The organism is Tissierella sp., from assembly GCF_032104385.1.
In the GTDB taxonomy this organism is placed as follows: domain Bacteria; phylum Bacillota; class Clostridia; order Tissierellales; family Tissierellaceae; genus Tissierella.
Map to the genome: position 1 here is coordinate 44,409 of NZ_DAMCHJ010000011.1, position 19,193 is coordinate 63,601.

A 19,193-nucleotide genomic window follows, 5' to 3' on the forward strand; every position below is an offset into this window, starting at 1 on the left:
AAGATCCTTAAGCCTATTATCTAATGAATATCTGATACAAAAAAATGGAGATGTATATATATTCCTAACAGATGATGAGCAAGATGTAAATAAAGATATCAAACTAACTAAGGTTGATGATGGGATAACTAAAAAAGAACTTAGGGGATATATCTTTGATCAATTTTATGATAACAAAAGATATAGATATTCTGGGTACTACGACTTCGATTTTAACAAGAAAATGGATGAAGTAGACCATGGAAGACAAATAGCCCCTATAGGTATCAATGTCTTATCACCCTTATCAGATAGTTATTATGTACCAGAGATAAATCTTATGCTGCAAACAAAAGATACAGGTGAGATGATAATAAGGCTCGATAATAGTAAAGACTATTTAGATGAACTAACTGAGATATTGCGGGTGAATGAATATACAAAGACCTTAAATATGGATCTGCTACCAGAAAACAAACAAATAATCATCATTGGTAAAAAATCAGAAGAAAGACCTAGGAGACAAAGAGTAAGGGATAATATAGAATATGCTTTAAAAAATGCAACATTCTATATTAATGGAGAAAAAGTAGATGTAAAAGGTGGAACTGTAAAGGAAAGAATAAATAATGGAATGAAAATCCTTACGGAATCCATCTATACGAAACTATCCTATATAGAGAAATTCATCACAAGCCCAGTGGAATTACAAGATATACTAAACATTGATAATGAGCAAATTACTATGGGTAATAATCTTTTAAATAATAATGATTTAGCAATAAAAGAAGTATATGATTATATAAAATTTGAAGATGATATGAGAAAGCAAACAAGAGTAAAACCCGTATTAGATTATTTCAGTGTAAAACCCTATGGTTGGAACGAATTAGATATATTAGGTATAATTCTTACACTTTTGAAAGATCAAAAGATCAATCTAAGATATCAAGGTGAAAACCTAACATCCCTAACACCAAATCTAGTACAAATAATAACTAAATCATCAGAACAAGATAGGATAATAGTGTCCATTAGACAGGAAATAGATGAAAAGTTATTAAGATCAGTTAAGGCCATAATAAAAGAATTATGGGATAAGACAAATATACCAGATGATGAAGATGGATTAGCATCTTATATTAGAGAATTAATAGATAAACAAATAGCAGAAATTAATAACTATCTAGATAGATATGAAGGAAGGAAATATCCAGGAAAATCCTTATTAGAAAAAGGTTTAGAGTATTTTGAAGGATTGCAAGATAATATCGATAATATAGTATTCTTTAAAAAACTAGTGGAGATGGAAGATGATTTACTAAATTGGGAAGATGATATGGCATATGTAAGATCTTTCTTTAGTAATCAAAAGGATATATTTGACAACGGACTAAAAATACAAAACCTATATAAGGAAAATGCAGATTATCTAAATGATGAAAAGGTAAAAGAAGCATATGATAATCTTACCAAAGTGTTAGAAGATTATATGCCCTATGGAAAAATTAAAAACATACCAGAATATGCAAAGATAATAGATGAAGGAATCGATGAAATCTTAAATAAGAAAAAAGAAGAATCACGAAAGCAAGTAGAAGAAGATCTAAAATATCTAGATTTAATGTCGGATCATCCTGGAGTAAAACAAACTACAAAAGAGAGTTATCAAAAGATTTATAAAGGATTAAAAAATAATATTGAATCAAATACTGAAATCTTAAAAATAGAAGGGATTAAATCTAGAAGCTTTAGCTTTAGAACAGACTATGAACAACAAATAATAAGAGAAATAGATGAATATGAACCACCAGTAGATCCTGTAACTCCACCGCAAGTACAGACTAGAGAAATCAAACAAGTAAAGTTAAAAGATCTAACTAATATAAAAAATCTAAAGACTGAAGCACAAATAGATGTATTTCTTCAAGAATTAGGTAAAGTTTTAAAAAGAGAATTAAAGGAACACGATATAGAATTCATAGACTAAGGGGGGAGATTAGGTGAACAAATCTGCTTTAAGAAACTTTGCCATAGAAGCTAGAAAAGAGCTAAGAGATAAAGTTAAGATGAAAGCTATGCAACTGGGGATTACAGAAGAAAACATAAAGAAAGAAACAGTCCAGTCCTCAGACGCAGTATTTATAGAAGGTAGACAATTAACTATAGAAGAACGATCCCAAAGGAATAGATTAATAAAGGAAATAAAGAAAAAAGGATATAACCAAGTAATAGAAGAAGTAGCTTATACTTGGTTCAATAGATTTACTGCACTCCGATTTATGGAGGTAAATAAATATATACCAACTAAGGTAAGGGTGCTGTCTTCAGAAAATGAAGGCAGCTACGAACCTGATATTATAAGAGAAGCATTGAATATAGATTTAGATGTGGATAGGGAATTAGTATATAAACTAAGGACATCTAAGGACAATGATGCCATAGATAAGTTGTATAAGTATTTGATAATAAAACAATGTAATGCTTTAAATGATATATTGCCTCTAATGTTTGAAAAGATACTAGATTATACAGAACTATTATTTCCAGATGGTTTATTATCAGAAGGATCATTTTTAAGAGTAATGACAGATACCAATAATATACCAGAAGATAATTGGAAAAATGTTGAGGTAATAGGATGGCTATATCAATACTATATTTCCGAAAGAAAAGATGAAGTATTTGAGGGACTAAGGAAGAATAAAAAAATAGGAAAAGATGATATAGCACCAGCTACACAACTTTTCACACCCCATTGGATAGTAAGATATATGGTGGAAAATTCATTAGGAAAACTATGGCAAGAAGGACATCCTAATGAAGAACTGAAAGATAATTGGAAATACTATATAGAAGAAGTAGAACAAGAGGAAGAAGTAAAAAAAGAACTAGAAAAATTAAAAGGAGAAACTAAAAAACTAAAGGTAGAAGATATAAAAGTAATAGACCCGGCAATGGGTTCAGGCCATATACTAGTCTATGCCTTTGAGGTGCTCTATGATATCTACTTGTCTGAAGGTTATATTGCTCAAGAAATACCAAAATTAATAATAGAGAAGAACCTATATGGAATAGATATAGACGAAAGAGCATTCCAATTAGCCTATTTTGCATTGATGATGAAAGGAAGATCTAAGAGTAGAAGATTTTTCAATGAACCAGTAAATGTAAATATAATCTCTATAAAGGAAAGCAATGATTTCCCTAAAGAGGCTATTAAATATTTTCTAAGATCTAAATCCTTAGAGATGGAAAAGCAAGTAGTTGAAAATGATCTAGAATATCTAATAGATGTATTCCATGATGCAAAGGAATACGGATCAATACTTAAAGTCAATAGGATAAGTTTTGATTTAATAGAAAAAAGATTGGAAGAATTAAGTAAGGTCGCACCAGAGGATGTCTTTGAACTTCGATATAGGGATAGAATACTTGATATAATACCTGACTTAGTAAAGCAGGCTAAAATAATGAGTGATAAATATGATGTATATGTAACAAACCCGCCTTATATGGGAAGTAAAGGAATGAATCCTAAGTTATCCGAATTTGTAAAGAAAGAATATCCAGATACAAAGGCAGATTTATTCGCTGTATTTATGGAATTAGATGAACGCCTAGTAAAGTCCAAGGGATATATGGCTATGATAAACCAACATAGCTGGATGTTTCTATCTAGTTTTGAGAAGTATAGAGAAAGATTGCTTGAAAATAGAACTATAGATACTATGTTGCATTTAGGACCCAGGGCATTTGAGGAAATTGGTGGAGAGGTAGTACAGAGTGCCGCTTTTGTAAATAGGAAGATTAGGTTAAGTGAATATAAGGGGACTTATATTAGGTTGGTGGATTATAATAATGCTGATATGAAAGAAGAAAAGACTTTGGAGGCAGTTAGAGATGATAATGTAGAATATAGATATACTTCTAAGACGGATAGGTATGAATTGATACCGGGGATCCCTATCGCATATTGGTTACAAAAGCCAGAACTATTTAGCAGCAATTTAATAAAAGATATATTTATTTCGGGAGGCAGAAATAAGACACATGATGATGAGAAATATGTTAAGTATCATTGGGAGATACAAAAAACTCCAAAATGGGCTCTTTATGCAAAAGGTGGAGATTATAGAAAATATTATGGTAACGAGTTGTTTGTCGTAGATTGGTCTGAAGAAGCTAAAAAGGTATATGAATCTCATGGTGGATTATTGAATAAAAAATATTGGAATAAGTCAGGGATAACATGGTCACTTACATCTACAACTACAAGTTTTAGAATTAAAAGAAAGGAATTAATATATAGTTCTGCTGCTCCAACAATATTTAATCATGACTTTTCATTAGATTATAAAGCCCTTGGTATGTTAAATTCCAAGGTATCAGATTATATATTAAAAATATTGAATCCTACTTTAAGCACAACTGTAAATGATGTTTATACACTTCCATTTAATAGGAGATTAATAACAGATTACGTTGATAAATTAGTGAAAGAAAACATTTCAATTTCCAAAACTGATTGGGACTCCTTCGAAAACTCATGGGATTTCAAAAAACACCCAATGATTAATGGAGGATTGAGAATTGAGAATGGAGAATTAGAAAGAGAAGATAATACAATTGAACAATCCTTCAACAACTGGAAAAGGTTCACCCATTCCCAATTCAACCAACTTAAGTCTAATGAAGAAGAATTAAATTGTATCTTCATAGAAATCTATGGATTACAGGATGAATTAACTCCAGAAGTAGAAGATAAAGATATTACCATAACTAAAGTAGTTGATGAAAAAACAGAGGAAGATAAGAAGAATTCTTATACAATAGATCGAAAACAAGCCATAGAATCCTTCCTTTCCTATGCAGTAGGATGCACCTTTGGTAGATATTCTTTAGATGAAGAAGGTTTAATTTATGCAGGTGGAGATTTTAAGGATAAGTTTAAGATAGGAGATGGAGAAGTGAGAATTAATACATCTAGAGGTTGGGAAAGATCTTCTATAGATGTAACTATGGATAATATAATTCCAATTAATGATCCACAGTACTTTCCAGAGGATATAGTGACTAGGTTTATAGATTTTATGAAAGTTTCTTTTGGAGAAGAAAACTTAAATGAAAATCTAAAATTTATAGCTGAATCTCTGGGATTAAGAAACAATGAATTACCAAGAGAAACTATAAGGAGATATTTCTTAAATGATTTCTATAAAAATCATGTTCAAATATATAAAAAGCGTCCAATATACTGGCTATTTACTTCGGGTAAGGAAAAGGCTTTCAATGCTTTAATTTACATTCATAGATATGATAGTACTACTTTGGCTAGAATAAGAACAGACTATCTTCATGTTCTTCAATCAAGATTTGATGCTGAGAAACAAACTTTAGTTGAAAAGATAAAAGATGTTGATACTACTCCTAAAGAAAAAAGAGGATACGAAAAAGAATTAAAAGATCTAGAAAAGAAAATAGCAGAATTAAAAGCTTATGATGAGGTATTACACCATATGGCAGATAAGATGATAGAGATAGATTTAGATGATGGAGTAAAGGTAAATTATGAAATATTTGAAGGATTAGTACAGAAAATATAGGGATTCGACACGGAAATACTTAAGGAATAGGTGTGGTAATAGTGATAAGATCAATTGAATATTTAAAAAGCTTAGTAATAGAATTATGTTCTTTATCCAATGAAACAGAATGGGTTGAATTTAAGATCAATAATGATAAACCGGATGAAATTGGTGAATATATTTCTGCATTAAGTAATTCAGCTACAATTAAAGGAAAATCTCATGCTTATATGATATGGGGTATAAATAATGAAACTCATGATATAGTGGGCACAACCTTTAAACCTGGATCTACTAAAACAGGCAATGAGGAACTTGAAAATTGGCTTTTAAGATTATTGTCTCCTAAAATTTACTTTAGATTTTATGAGTTTCAGATGGATTTTAAAGACGTTGTTGTTTTAGAAATAGAAAAAGCTTCAAATAGGCCAGTTCAGTTTAAAGGTAGTGAATATATTAGAGTTGGAACATATAAAAAGTTATTAAAGGATTTTCCGGAGATGGAGAGAGAGCTATGGAGAATATTTGATAGTGTTCATTTTGAGGAAATGGTAGCTATAGAACACTTAGAAGAAACAGAAGTATTGAATTTATTAGATTATCCTAAGTATTTTGATTTATTGGGATTACCATTACCGGAAGATAGATCTAAAATTATTGAAAAACTTAGTGAAGAAAATATGATTATTAAAAATGATGCAGGAAAATGGGATATTTCAAATTTAGGCGCTATATTATTTGCTAAGAAATTATCAGATTTTAAATTACTTAAGAGAAAATCAGTAAGAGTTATTCAATATAAAGGAAATAGTCGCATCGAAACTATTAGGGAACAAGAAGGAGCAAAAGGATATGCTTCAGGATTTGAAGGGTTAATTGAATTTATTAATAATTTATTACCAAGAAATGAGGTCATAGGTCAAGCACTGAGAAAAGAATTTCCTATGTATCCGGAGTTAGCTGTTAGAGAATTAGTTGCTAATGCTATAATTCATCAAGATTTTTCAATTAGAGGAACAGGACCAATGATAGAGATATTTTCAGATAGAATGGAAATTACTAATCCTGGGATACCATTAGTTAGTCCTTATAGATTTATTGATACTCCGCCTAAATCTAGAAACGAAGCTCTGGCTTCTTTTATGAGGAGAATAGGTGTATGTGAAGAAAGAGGAAGTGGATTTGACAAGGTAGTATTTGAAACTGAATTTTATCAATTACCAGCACCAATAATTGAGGTAACGGAAGAACATACAAAAGTTATTTTATTCTCTCATATTCCATTTAAGGATATGAGCAAAGAGGATAAAATAAGAGCGTGTTATCTACATGCTTGCCTTAAGTATGTAACTAGAGAATACATGACAAACTCTACACTAAGGCAAAGATTCGGATTAGAAGAAAAGAGTATGTCTAGTGTTTCTAGAATTATTAAAGATGCAATAATTGCAGATATGATTAAAGCTTTGGATCCAAACACAGCACCGAAGCATTTAAAGTATGTTCCTTTCTGGGCATAATTTAACTTGCTGGTAACTTGCATAAATATGAATTATCATGTGATTTATTCTTAAGAAATATTAATGAAAGTTCAGTTATTTCAATGACTCTAGGGAATTAATCAATTAATTATTTTAACTTGCTGGTAACTTGCAGAGGTTTTGACGTGTATACTAAAAAGAGGTGATCCAATGAGCACTGAAGGGATAAAAACATCTTTGGTGGAGATTTTTCATTCTCCACTTAGAGAGGGTGAAAAAAGAAAGATTGTATATTGGCAGGATGTGGACAAGGCTTTTGAAGATGAATTTAACAGTATTGAAATTGATAATGTAAAAAAACATATATTACATGAAAAAAATTATTTTAAAACAAAGTATCTTCTAGAAGTAGAAGATATGGAGTTCAATTATTTAATATATACTCAAGAAAGTCTTGGGGAAAATAATGATAACTGGCTTCTTGATAATATACTATATTCTACAGTTTTTTATGCAGATGAAGTATCTATATACTGTAGAGACCTAGGTATTCCAGAGGAATTACGTAAAATTGTTTTAGATAATAAAAAGTTTTTTAGAGCTGAAAGTAGACGAGAAAGATTTTCTTCATATAATATTGAAAAATACACTGAAGAGAATATATATATAGGAATAATTTCAGTTCTCACCAACCAAAGAACTTCAAGTTTTGAAGATTCTCTTAGATCTATTTTAATGGAGAGTTTAGTAGATGAAGAGAATAAATATCTTAAGCAAATAGATAGTTTTTTTGATATGGAAAAGTTTTGGGAATATGTATATAAAAATTATGGTTATAGAGGAGAAAACAAATCACTTAAACAACTTCTAATTCATTTAATGATCTCAACTATGAGTACTTTTATAGAGCCTGAAAAATTAGTCCCTTTTAAAAGTTTTATTGCTGAAAGAGGTATAAGTAATTGTGCAATATTTATTGACAGATGGATGAATCACAAAACAGATTATGAAATATATGATAAATATGCTGAGGAAATAGAGGATGAAATAATGTTTTCTAGAACATTACAATCCCTGGGTATAGATGATATTAGAACTATAGATATTTTCCCATCTATAGATAAGGCAATTATTCTTTATATTGTAGATGCGTTGGAAAACAAACTTGAAGACTTTGATGAATATGGAAAGCTTTTGAGGCTTAGGAAATCAAAGCATTTTTATGATAAATATAAATATATCTATGAAGGATTATTTAATACTGTAAAGATGTTTGAATTTAAGAAAGAGTATCAAACTATCCCAATAGAACTACCACAGTATATGATTAAATCCTATGTAGATAGATATTATTTAATGGATTCTTACTATAGAAAGTTTTATATTGCCTTTGATAAGAATAGCAGTAGTCAAATGTTACAAAAGTTAAGAGATATGGTGGAAGGTATTTATACTAACTGGTTTATGACTGAGTTAAGTTATAACTGGTCTGAAAGTATTTCTAAGAATATAAAAGATATATGGGATATTCCTGGGACAATAAAACAAAGGGACTTTTATGATAGATTTATCCATTCAAGAATTAATGATGGAGATAGGTTATTTGTTATAATTTCTGATGCATTAAGGTATGAAGTAGCGGCAGAATTATGTGACAAATTAGATGCTGAAAGTTTAGGAAGTACAGAGTTAAATTCATTGTTAGCAGGACTGCCAACTAATACAAAATTAGGTATGGCAAGGCTATTACCTTATAGAGATATAGAATTAAGAGATAATGGGTTTGTTTATGTAGATAAGATAAACTCAGGTAATATGGAAGGACGAAATCAAATATTAGCTAATATAACTGAAGAGAGTACTGCAATAGATTATAAAAATTATATAGCAATGAATAGAGATGAATTAAGAGAGTTTTACAAAGGAAAAAGATTAAACTATATTTATCATGATACTATTGATGCTATTGGAGATGATGCTACTACAGAAATTAAGGCATTTGATAGTACAGAAACTGCTATTGAAGAATTACTAAGGTTGATTAATTCTTTAAGAGGACATTTATCAGCAACCAATATATTTATTACTTCTGACCATGGTTTTATTTATCAGAGAGAAAAACTTGAAGAAGTTGATAAAATATCTAAAGAAGCTCTTAGTCCTATTGAAAGCAAAAGAAGATATATGATAAGTGAAGAAAATAGAGATATAGACGGACTTCTTAGGTTCTCTATGAAAGATACATTTGGTGAAGAATCTAAGTTAAATGTATATATTCCAAAGGCTAATATTAGATTTAAGACTCAAGGTGCAGGGGCTAATTTTGTTCATGGTGGAGCATCATTACAAGAGGTAGTTGTACCATTAATATTATATAAGGATAAGAGATCAGGACAATCCAATGTAGTAAAACCTGAGAAAACTAAGATTAAACTTACTAATACTATTAGAAGAATAACAAATAGTATATTTACTCTAAATTTCTTCCAAACAGAAAAAGTTGGAGGAAAGATAACTCCCTGTAGTGTTAAGGTATATATGGTAGATGATAAGGAAGAGATAATATCAAACGAGGAGATATTATTAGGCGATAAAGTATCTGATAATCCTGAAGATAGGACTATGAGCATTAGATTTATCTTAAAGCCTTTAGATTACGATAGAAATAAGGAATATTATCTACTTATTAAGGATGCAGAGACTAATGTCGAGTATGATAGAATTTATTTTAATATTAACTTAGGAATAAAATCGGATTTTGATTTCTAGGGGGTAGGAATATGCTAGATTTAGATAAAAAACTAAATACCTATTTTGCAGGACGAGTTGTGAGAAAAGATTTAACTAAACTTATTAAAGAAGGAGCCAATGTTCCAGTATATGTTCTTGAATATTTACTTGGTATGTATTGTGCTACTGATGATGAGGAAAGTATTGAAGAAGGCATAAAAAGAGTTAAGGCTATTTTAATGGATAACTTTGTACGACCAGATGAAGCTGAAAAAGTTAAATCAAAGATTAAGGAAATTGGACAATATACCATAATTGATAAGGTTACAGTATCTCTTAATTATGTAGCCGATAGATATGAGGCTGAGTTTTCTAACTTAGGATTAAAAGGTGTTCCTATTTCTGGAAATTATGCAAAGGAGTATGACAAGCTTTTATCTGGTGGGATTTGGTGTATTTTGAAAATGGATTACTTTTATGATGAAGAAGTAAAAACTAAAATGCCATTTATAGTTAGTAATCTAAAACCAATTCAAATGCCAAATATGGACATTAATGAAATAATTGAAGGTAGAAAAAATTTCACAAAAGATGAATGGATAGATGTACTTGTTAGATCTACTGGTATGGAACCTACACAACTAGAAGATAGAGTTAAATGGCATTTATTGCTTCGCCTAGTTCCACTTGTAGAAAATAATTATAATGTTTGTGAACTAGGACCTAGGGGAACTGGAAAGTCCCATGTATATAAGGAGATATCTCCCAATAGTATTTTGGTCTCGGGTGGACAATCTACAGTTGCAAATTTGTTTTATAATATGTCAACTAGAAAGATAGGACTTGTAGGACTATGGGATACAGTAGCTTTTGATGAAGTAGCTGGAATTAGATTTAAAGATAAAGATGGTATTCAAATAATGAAAGATTTTATGGCTTCGGGATCTTTTGCTAGAGGTAAAGAAGAAAAGAATGCTTCTGCTTCTATGGTATTTGTAGGTAATATTAATCAAAGCCTAGACAACCTAATAAAGACTTCTCATTTGTTTGCACCATTCCCTGAAGAGATGGCTAATGATAGTGCTTTTTTTGATCGTATGCACTATTATATACCTGGCTGGGAGATTCCTAAAATGAGGCCAGAATTTTTTACTGACTTTTATGGTTTTATTGTAGATTATATGGCTGAATATTTTAGGGAAATGAGGAAGAGATCCTTTGGGGATGCCTATGATAAGTATTTTAAACTTGGAAATAATTTAAACCAAAGGGATGTAATTGCAGTTAGAAAGACTGTATCTGGGCTAGTGAAGTTATTGTATCCCCATGAAGAATATTCTAAAGAAGATATAGAGGAAATACTTAAAATTGCTTTAGAAGGTAGGAGAAGGGTCAAGGAACAATTAAAGAAGATAGGCGGAATGGAGTTTTATGATGTTCATTTTTCATATATAGATCGGGATGATATGAGTGAAGAATATGTTTCAGTACCTGAACAAGGTGGTAGCAAACTTATACCAGAAGGATTGGATAAGCCGGGTCATGTATATACTGTAGGACATGCTGATTCTGGAATGATAGGGGTATATAAATTGGAAAACCAAGTAGTATCAGGTAGTGGAAGGTTTGATAAGTCAGGAGTTGGGACTAATAGAGGAGCTAAAGAATCTTTAGATACTGCTTTTAGATATTTTACTGCTAATTCTAAAAGTATTAGCTCTACTATTAGTACTAAAACTAAGGATTATCTTATGCATATATCTGATTTGCAAGGGATTGGACTGACTAATGAATTAGCTATTGCTGAAATTATAGGACTTTGTTCTGGAGCTTTAGATAGATCTGTTTTAGAGAGCTTAGTTGTTCTAGGTGATATGACTGTTGGAGGGACTATATCTAAAATTGAAGAGTTTGCTAATGTACTTCAAGTATGCGTAGATGCAGGAGCCAAGAAAGTTCTTATTCCAGCAACTTCAGTAGTAGATTATCAAACAGTACCAGTGGACTTATTGATAAAAGTTCAACCTATTTTTTATGCTGATCCAATAGATGCTGTATTTAAGGCTTTAGGAGCGGACTAGGGAAATGTTATTTTAAATATATAAGGAGGCAACAAAATGGCAGAAATAAAATACGAAATTACAGAGAAGATAGCAGTACTTTCAGAAAAAGGTAACTGGACTAAGGAATTAAATAAAGTAAGCTGGAACGATAGACCAGCAAAGTTTGATATTAGAGATTGGAATCATGAAGAAGGTAAAATGGGTAAAGGAACTACTCTTACAGATGAAGAAGCAAAATTATTAAAAGATGCATTAGATAAAGTATTATAAGATTACAAAAAGAAAGGTGACAAGAGAAAAATGAAATATTTATTTTTATGTTATCCAAAATGTAGCACTTGTAACAAAGCTAGGAAATGGCTAGATGAAAATAATATAAAGTATGAAGAAAGAAATATTAAGGAAAACAATCCTAGAGAAGATGAACTAAGGGAATGGATAGGAAAAAGCCATTATCCTATTAAGAGATTTTTTAACACAAGTGGAAATATATATAAGGAGTTAGGGTTAAAGGACAAGTTAGTTGATATGTCTGATGATGAGAAAATTAAACTTTTAGCAACTAATGGTATGCTTGTCAAAAGACCTATTATTATAGGTGAAGAAGTTGTTTTAGTTGGTTTTAAGGCAGAGGAATGGGAAAATAATCTGTGTATCAAGTAAAAAAATAGTCTAGTAAAAGAATATTTAAATTATGGATGTATATGAGTGAGATCTCATGGACCATAGAGATAAAGATATTTATAAAAATAAAATAACTAATTATTATGCCCGCAAGTATGGGTATATATATATTGAAAAGTTTGAATTTTCTATTAAGGGAGGAGAGAAATTGGGAGACATTAAAATATTTATCCTGTCGGATTCATTGGGAGAAACTGCTACGTTAGTAACTAGAGCTGCTATCTCTCAGTTTAAAACCGATAATTATGAGATTAAAAGATTTTCATATGTGCAAGAATTAAATGTATTAAAGGAAATTCTTATAGAAGCATCCCTTACAAGTAATTCTATCTTGATATATACTTTAGTGGATGAAAAATTAATTGAATTTATAAAAGAATATTCTAAGGATACAAATCTTTTAACTATAGATCTAATTAGTCCCTTAATAAATCAAATGAGTAAAATTTTAAAACTTGAACCTGCAAGAGAACCTGGAGCTATAAGAAGGTTAGATGAAACCTATTTTGAAAGAGTGGCTGCTATTGAATTTGCTGTTAAATATGATGATGGCAAGGATCCACGGGGGCTAATCGATGCAGATCTAGTACTAATTGGAGTATCGAGAACATCTAAGACGCCTCTAAGTATGTATCTAGCTAATAAAAACATAAAGGTTGCTAATATTCCTTTAGTAGTAGAGGTTGAGCCACCCAAGGAACTATTTCAAATACCAGCAAAAAAAATTATAGGGCTTACAAATTCTCCAGAAAAGCTAAATGAAATAAGAGAAGAGAGGTTAAAGGCTTTAGGATTATCAGGTGGTTCTAATTATTCAAGTTTGGAAAGAATATTAGATGAATTAGAATATGCAGATAGAATTATGAAAAAGATTGGTTGTCCAGTTATAGATGTTTCTCATAAGGCAATAGAAGAAACATCTGAAATAATATTATTCTTACTTAGAAAAAACGGCATAAATTTTGGTGGATAAAGAGTTTAGAAAGGGGAGTAAGAAATGGAAAACAAATATGTCTATAGTTTTAGTGAAGGCAAGAAGGAAATGAAGAGCCTATTAGGAGGAAAGGGTGCCAATTTAGCTGAGATGACCAATATTGGTCTTCCAGTACCTTCTGGTTTTACTATTACCACAGCTGCATGCATACGCTACTATGATGAAGGTAAAGTATTGTGGAAGGAATTATTAAATGAGATACATGGGCAGTTGAAGGAGTTAGAGAAAAGAGTTGGTAAGAGTTTTTCAGATGAAAATAATCCATTATTGGTTTCTGTAAGATCAGGAGCCGTTTTTTCAATGCCGGGAATGATGGATACTATACTTAATCTAGGATTAAATGATATATCAGTAAAGGGATTAGCAAATTCAACAGGAAATGAAAGATTTGCTTATGATAGTTATAGAAGATTTATTCAAATGTTTGCAGATGTAGCCATGGGTATTCCGAAGGTAAGATTTGACTCCTTACTTGAAGATATGAAAGAAAATAAAAAAATAACAGAGGATACAGACTTAAATGCAGAGGATTTAAAAATTTTAGTAAAAAAGTATAAGGAAATTTACTTAAATGAATTAAATGAAGAATTCCCAGAAGATCCTATGAAACAACTGGAACTTTCCATTAAAGCTGTATTTGAATCATGGAATAATCCAAGAGCTAAGGTATATAGAAAACTTCATAATATAGCAGACAATCTAGGAACTGCAGTTAATGTTCAGTCCATGGTATTTGGTAATATGGGAGATACATCAGGTACAGGGGTAGCTTTTACAAGAAATCCTGCTACAGGTGAAAACCACTTATTTGGCGAATACTTAATAAATGCTCAAGGAGAAGATGTAGTTGCAGGTATTAGAACTCCAGAGGAAATATCTCATCTGAAAGATATTATGCCAAATGTATATGATGAGTTTGTAAGTATAACTCATATATTGGAAAAACATTATAAGGATATGCAAGATATAGAATTTACAATAGAAAATGGTAAGCTTTATATACTTCAAACTAGAAATGGTAAAAGAACTGCCCAAGCAGGAATCAAGGTAGCAGTAGACTTAGTACATGAAGGCTTAATATGTAAAGAAGAGGCAATTATGAGAATGGAGCCAAACCAATTAAATCAACTACTACATCCCACTTTTGAAGAAAAGACTTTAAAGGAATCTGTGGTAGTAGCTAAAGGATTAGCTGCATCTCCAGGAGCAGCATCAGGAAAGATATATTTTCATGCAGATGATGTAGTAAAAGCTAAGGAAAGAGGAGAGAGGACAATTTTAGTCAGACAAGAAACTTCTCCAGAAGATATAGAAGGGATGGTTGCAGCAGAAGGAATTCTTACAGCTCGTGGAGGGATGACCTCTCATGCTGCAGTAGTTGCAAGAGGTATGGGTAAATGTTGTGTTGCTGGATGTAGTGAAATAAGAGTCAATGAAGATATGAGGACAATGAGAACTAAGGATTTAATATTTAATGAGGGAGACTTTCTTTCTTTAGATGGAAGCACTGGAACTGTATATAAAGGAGATATAGAAAAGGTACAACCAACTTTAAGTGGGAGCTTTGGAGAGTTTATGAAATGGGTAGATGAAATAAGGACTATGGGAGTTAGGACTAATGCTGATAATCCAAAGGATGCAGCCCAAGCCTTAGAATTTGGTGCTGAAGGTATTGGACTATGTAGAACTGAGCATATGTTCTTTGAAGAAAGTAGAATTACATCTGTAAGAAAAATGATTCTTGCCACTAGTTTAGAAGAAAGAAAATCAGCTTTAGCTGAACTTTTACCAGTACAGAGACAGGACTTCTATGAACTTTATGAAGTCATGGGAGAAAAACCAGTTACAGTGAGATTTTTAGATCCTCCACTACATGAATTCTTACCAAATAAGGATGAAGATATAAGAGAATTAGCTGAGGCTATGAATGTAAGTTTCAATGATTTAAAAGACAGAGTAGAAGAATTAGCTGAATTTAATCCAATGCTAGGGCATAGGGGATGTAGATTAGCTGTAACTTATCCAGAAATATATAGGATGCAGGTAAGAGCAATAATGGAAGCAGCAATAGATATTAAAGAGAAGGGATATAATGATATTTACCCAGAAATTATGATTCCATTAATTGGACATGTAAATGAATTAAAATATGTAAAAAATGAAATTATAGAAGAAATAAATCTTGTATTTGAGGAAAGAAATAATATAGTTAAATATATGATAGGTACAATGCTTGAAGTTCCAAGAGCAGCAATAACTGCAGATGAAATAGCTAGTGAGGCTGAATTCTTTAGCTTTGGAACTAATGATTTAACTCAAATGGGATTTGGATTTTCAAGAGATGATGCAGGAAAGTTCCTAAATGAATATATAGAAAAGGGAATTTTTGAAAAAGATCCTTTTCAGGCTATAGATATAGATGGTGTAGGTAAATTAATGGAGATTGCCATAGAATATGGTAGAAAGGCTAATTCAAAATTAAAATTAGGAATATGTGGGGAGCATGGTGGAGAACCAAATTCAGTTGAGTTTTGTCATAAGTTAGGTCTTAACTATGTAAGCTGTTCACCTTTCAGAATACCAATAGCAAGATTAGCAGCAGCACAAGCAGAAATAAATAGTCCAAGATAAATAAAAAATAGTCTAATAAATATGAAAGTATTTATTAGACTATTTCTATTTAGTAATGATGATGTAGATAAAGATTTTGTACCAAGGAGAGACGGAGAAATCTACAGGGTTATTCCATATTCACTTAACTGGGCAAATGAGAAATATTATTTAGTAGGATATTATGAAAGATACGATAAAATAGTTAGCTTTAGGGTGGATAAAATGGGAGAAGCAAGAATATCTGATGAAGATGCCATTGGTATTGAGAAATATAAAGATTTTGATATAGTTGAATATGAAAATAAAATATAAATTTTAATCTACACTATTCTCTGCCGATATATAATATATAGTTAAAGCGGAATGTGAGAGGGAGTGATAGTGTGAAGATAGAAAGAACTCAATTTACAATTAGTAACTTTATGCAAAATAATAAACAAATCAAAGGCTTTAAACCTTGGAACAGTAAAAACATTACATCAGGACAAAATGTATTTGGATTTACTATGACCCAAAATAAAGATAAAAAGATAGATGATGGTGGCAGTATTGCATCTATCATGAGTAAGAAAATTAGAGATGATATCATTGCAGATAAGATTGCAAAGAAGATTGCAAGAGGTGAAAAACTTACAGAAGAAGAAAAAGCTAAGATTATGGAAATTGATCCTGAAAAATTAAGAAAAGCTGAAATGGCAAATCGAAGACGTGAAGAAATCGAAAGCAGACTAAAAAATGCAAAGTCAGAAAAAGAGGCTAGGGATATTATATTAGAGGCAAAAGTGGAAGCAAGGATAATTTCTGATAAAGGTGATATAAAATACGGAGAATATCTAATAGAAGCAGTAAATAAAGCTGAACTAAACTATAATAATAAAGATATCAAAGAAAATAGAGATATCATTAAAGATGTATTAGAAAAAGATAAAGGTAAGTTTTTTGATATTAAATTATAGATTAAATTAAGCCATTAAAACATCAATGTATTAATGGCTTTGATTTTTCTGATATATTAAAAGAGATATTGTAATTATTATTCCCTTTTCAATATGGCCATAGTAGCCTTTTCAGGAATCCCAATAGGTTCCACTATTACTTCACCAGCATAATCTTTTCCTTTTAACAATCCTTTCTTCATTAAATGAAAGGTAACAGTCTTATTTGCTTTAACAGATATGCCAAGGACTTTTCCATTATCTCCATCTAATCCAGAAGGAATATCAACTGAAAGAATGTTATTGGAATAATTGTTAATAAAAGAAATTACTTCTTTAAATATGCCGCCTACTTCTCTAGTAAGTCCAATTCCAAATATGGAATCTATAGTTAAGTCATTTTTTAATAAGGATTTCTTAAGAGTTTCAAGTTCCATTTCACTATTATTAATATTAATAAATTTTATTTCCATATTTTTAAGTATATTTAAATTAATATTAAAATCTTTAGTTCCTTTATCTAAATTACCAATAATAAATATATCTACTTTCTTTTCATTTAATATAAGATGACGAGCTATAGCTAAACCATCTCCACCATTATTACCAACTCCGCATATTACAGTGAAATTTGTTATTTTATCTAAACCCATATTATTGATTACTTTTATTGCAGCGTTTTCCATAAGAACTATGCTAGGGATGCAAATATTTTCTATGGCATAAGAGTCCATAGCCTTCATTTCATTACAGCTAATAGTAATCATAAAAAAACACTCCTTTCAAGACTATTATATATCTTATGAAAAGTGGTATCAACAATATATAATTTAGGATATTTGGTTTTCTACTTCATTATTATAATGTATAGTTATATAATAGAAGTGGAAGACATTATGATAGCTAGTAAATCAATATAACTTTCTTCTAAAAAATGGGGGGATATTATGGAACTTAAGATTTTTCACACAGGGGACATTCACTTAGGAATGAAATTCAATAATTATGCAGATGAAATAAGAGAAAACTTATGTGAAGCCAGATTTTTGGCTTTAGAAAATATGATAATAAAATCAAATGAATTAAATACAGATTTATTTGTTATTGCAGGAGATTTATTTAATACAATACAAGTATCTAAAAAAGATATAAATAGAACTGTAAAGATTTTGGACAAGTTTAATGGAGGTTGTGTATTAGTCTTACCTGGAAATCATGATTATGATAATGGTATGATAGATTTATGGCGCGAGTTTACTAAAATACCAAGTGAAAAAATAGTTTTATTAAATGAAAAGAAGCATTATTTTTTAAATAATTATGATTTAGACGTAGTTATATATCCAGCACCTTGCCATAACAAACATTCAAGTGAGAATGGTTTAGGGTGGATTAAGGAGGAAGGATTAGCACAAACAGGTAAATATCATATAGGAGTTGCCCATGGAGCCTTAGAAGGACTTTCTCCTGATATTGAGGGTAATTATTATTATATGGGGATAAATGAGTTAAGTTTCATACCCACAAACTTATGGTTGCTAGGGCATACTCATCTTATGTATCCATTTAAAGATAAAATATTAGATAATAAAATATTTAATGCAGGTACACCGGAGCCGGATGGATTGGATTACAAGGATGAAGGCAATGCTTGGTTCATAACTATAAATGATGAAAAAATAGTTGGTGATAAAATACCTACAGGGAAATATAGATTTTTCGACCAAGAATTTGAATTAAATTCTGATGAAGATTTAAACTCTATAGAATCATGGGCTTTGAAGGATGATCCAAATAAGAAAATCATTCGTCTATGTCTTAAAGGCAGTATATCCAATGAAGCCTATGAAAACTTAAATGCTTTTTATAGAAATTTAGAATCTAATTTATTTCATTTAATGGTTGATGATTCCAATTTAAGGGTTAAAATAAACAAAACTACTATAGAAAGAGAATTCACAAAGGGATCTTTTCCCTATGAATTTTTAAATAGTTTGACTTATGATGATGAAGCATTGCAGATTGCATATGATCTATTGAGGAGGGGATAAGATGTATATTAAATCCTATGAAAGTACAAGATTTGCTGGGTTAAAGGATATTAGCCTGGAGTTTGATAAGGGAGT

General features: G+C 30.6%; 14 protein-coding genes. 13 read left to right on the forward strand and 1 reads right to left on the reverse strand.

Annotation, left to right across the window (positions count from 1 at the left end):
* The 11 genes from brxC to RT714_RS11490 all read left to right on the forward strand — a co-directional run.
* On the forward strand, positions 1–1,969 hold a 1,969-nt coding region (gene brxC, locus RT714_RS11440; RefSeq protein ID WP_313757752.1), incomplete at its 5' end, for a BREX system P-loop protein BrxC.
* A 13-nt stretch (positions 1,970–1,982) separates the two neighbouring features.
* Positions 1,983–5,585 carry a BREX-1 system adenine-specific DNA-methyltransferase PglX gene (gene pglX, locus RT714_RS11445; protein WP_313757754.1) on the forward strand — a complete coding sequence of 1,201 codons (3,603 nt, stop codon included), beginning with the start codon at positions 1,983–1,985 and terminating at the stop codon, positions 5,583–5,585.
* A gap of 41 nt (positions 5,586–5,626) precedes the next feature.
* Complete coding sequence (locus tag RT714_RS11450; RefSeq protein WP_313757755.1) at positions 5,627–7,087, forward strand: ATP-binding protein; 1,461 nt, start codon at positions 5,627–5,629, stop codon at positions 7,085–7,087.
* Positions 7,088–7,258: 171 nt separating this feature from the next.
* Positions 7,259–9,817 (forward strand): BREX-1 system phosphatase PglZ type A, encoded by a 2,559-nt coding sequence (gene pglZ, locus RT714_RS11455; RefSeq protein WP_313757756.1) that lies wholly within the window; start codon positions 7,259–7,261, stop codon positions 9,815–9,817.
* An 11-nt stretch (positions 9,818–9,828) separates the two neighbouring features.
* Entirely contained in the window at positions 9,829–11,859 is a 2,031-nt protein-coding gene (gene brxL, locus RT714_RS11460) for a protease Lon-related BREX system protein BrxL (RefSeq protein WP_313757757.1), read from the forward strand.
* Positions 11,860–11,895: 36 nt separating this feature from the next.
* Complete coding sequence (locus RT714_RS11465) at positions 11,896–12,111, forward strand: PC4/YdbC family ssDNA-binding protein (protein WP_313757758.1); 216 nt, start codon at positions 11,896–11,898, stop codon at positions 12,109–12,111.
* Positions 12,112–12,141: 30 nt separating this feature from the next.
* The gene (locus RT714_RS11470; RefSeq protein WP_313757760.1) at positions 12,142–12,504 is read left to right on the forward strand and encodes an arsenate reductase family protein; all 363 of its coding nucleotides are present in this window, start codon (positions 12,142–12,144) and stop codon (positions 12,502–12,504) included.
* A gap of 169 nt (positions 12,505–12,673) precedes the next feature.
* Complete coding sequence (locus RT714_RS11475; RefSeq protein ID WP_313757761.1) at positions 12,674–13,498, forward strand: pyruvate, water dikinase regulatory protein; 825 nt, start codon at positions 12,674–12,676, stop codon at positions 13,496–13,498.
* Positions 13,499–13,522: 24 nt separating this feature from the next.
* A complete protein-coding gene (ppdK, locus tag RT714_RS11480) occupies positions 13,523–16,150 on the forward strand; it encodes a pyruvate, phosphate dikinase (RefSeq protein WP_313757762.1) in 2,628 nt (875 codons plus the stop codon).
* 21 nt (positions 16,151–16,171) lie between these two features.
* Positions 16,172–16,444 carry a WYL domain-containing protein gene (locus RT714_RS11485; RefSeq protein ID WP_313757763.1) on the forward strand — a complete coding sequence of 91 codons (273 nt, stop codon included), beginning with the start codon at positions 16,172–16,174 and terminating at the stop codon, positions 16,442–16,444.
* Between the two features lie 71 nt (positions 16,445–16,515).
* Positions 16,516–17,088 carry a hypothetical protein gene (locus RT714_RS11490; protein WP_313757764.1) on the forward strand — a complete coding sequence of 191 codons (573 nt, stop codon included), beginning with the start codon at positions 16,516–16,518 and terminating at the stop codon, positions 17,086–17,088.
* Positions 17,089–17,165: 77 nt separating this feature from the next.
* On the opposite strand, the gene RT714_RS11495 is transcribed toward RT714_RS11490, so the two are convergent.
* The gene (locus RT714_RS11495; RefSeq protein WP_313757766.1) at positions 17,166–17,834 is read right to left on the reverse strand and encodes an NAD(P)H-hydrate epimerase; all 669 of its coding nucleotides are present in this window, start codon (positions 17,832–17,834) and stop codon (positions 17,166–17,168) included.
* 180 nt (positions 17,835–18,014) lie between these two features.
* Here RT714_RS11495 and RT714_RS11500 point away from each other — a divergent pair, with 180 nt between their 5' ends.
* Together RT714_RS11500 and RT714_RS15975 are read left to right on the forward strand one after the other, a co-directional pair.
* Positions 18,015–19,118: a metallophosphoesterase gene (locus tag RT714_RS11500; RefSeq protein WP_313757767.1), complete on the forward strand. Its 1,104-nt coding sequence runs from the start codon at positions 18,015–18,017 to the stop codon at positions 19,116–19,118.
* Position 19,119: 1 nt separating this feature from the next.
* Positions 19,120–19,193, forward strand: a 74-nt coding sequence (locus tag RT714_RS15975) for a hypothetical protein (protein ID WP_399326798.1), incomplete at its 3' end; no start/stop codon positions are given.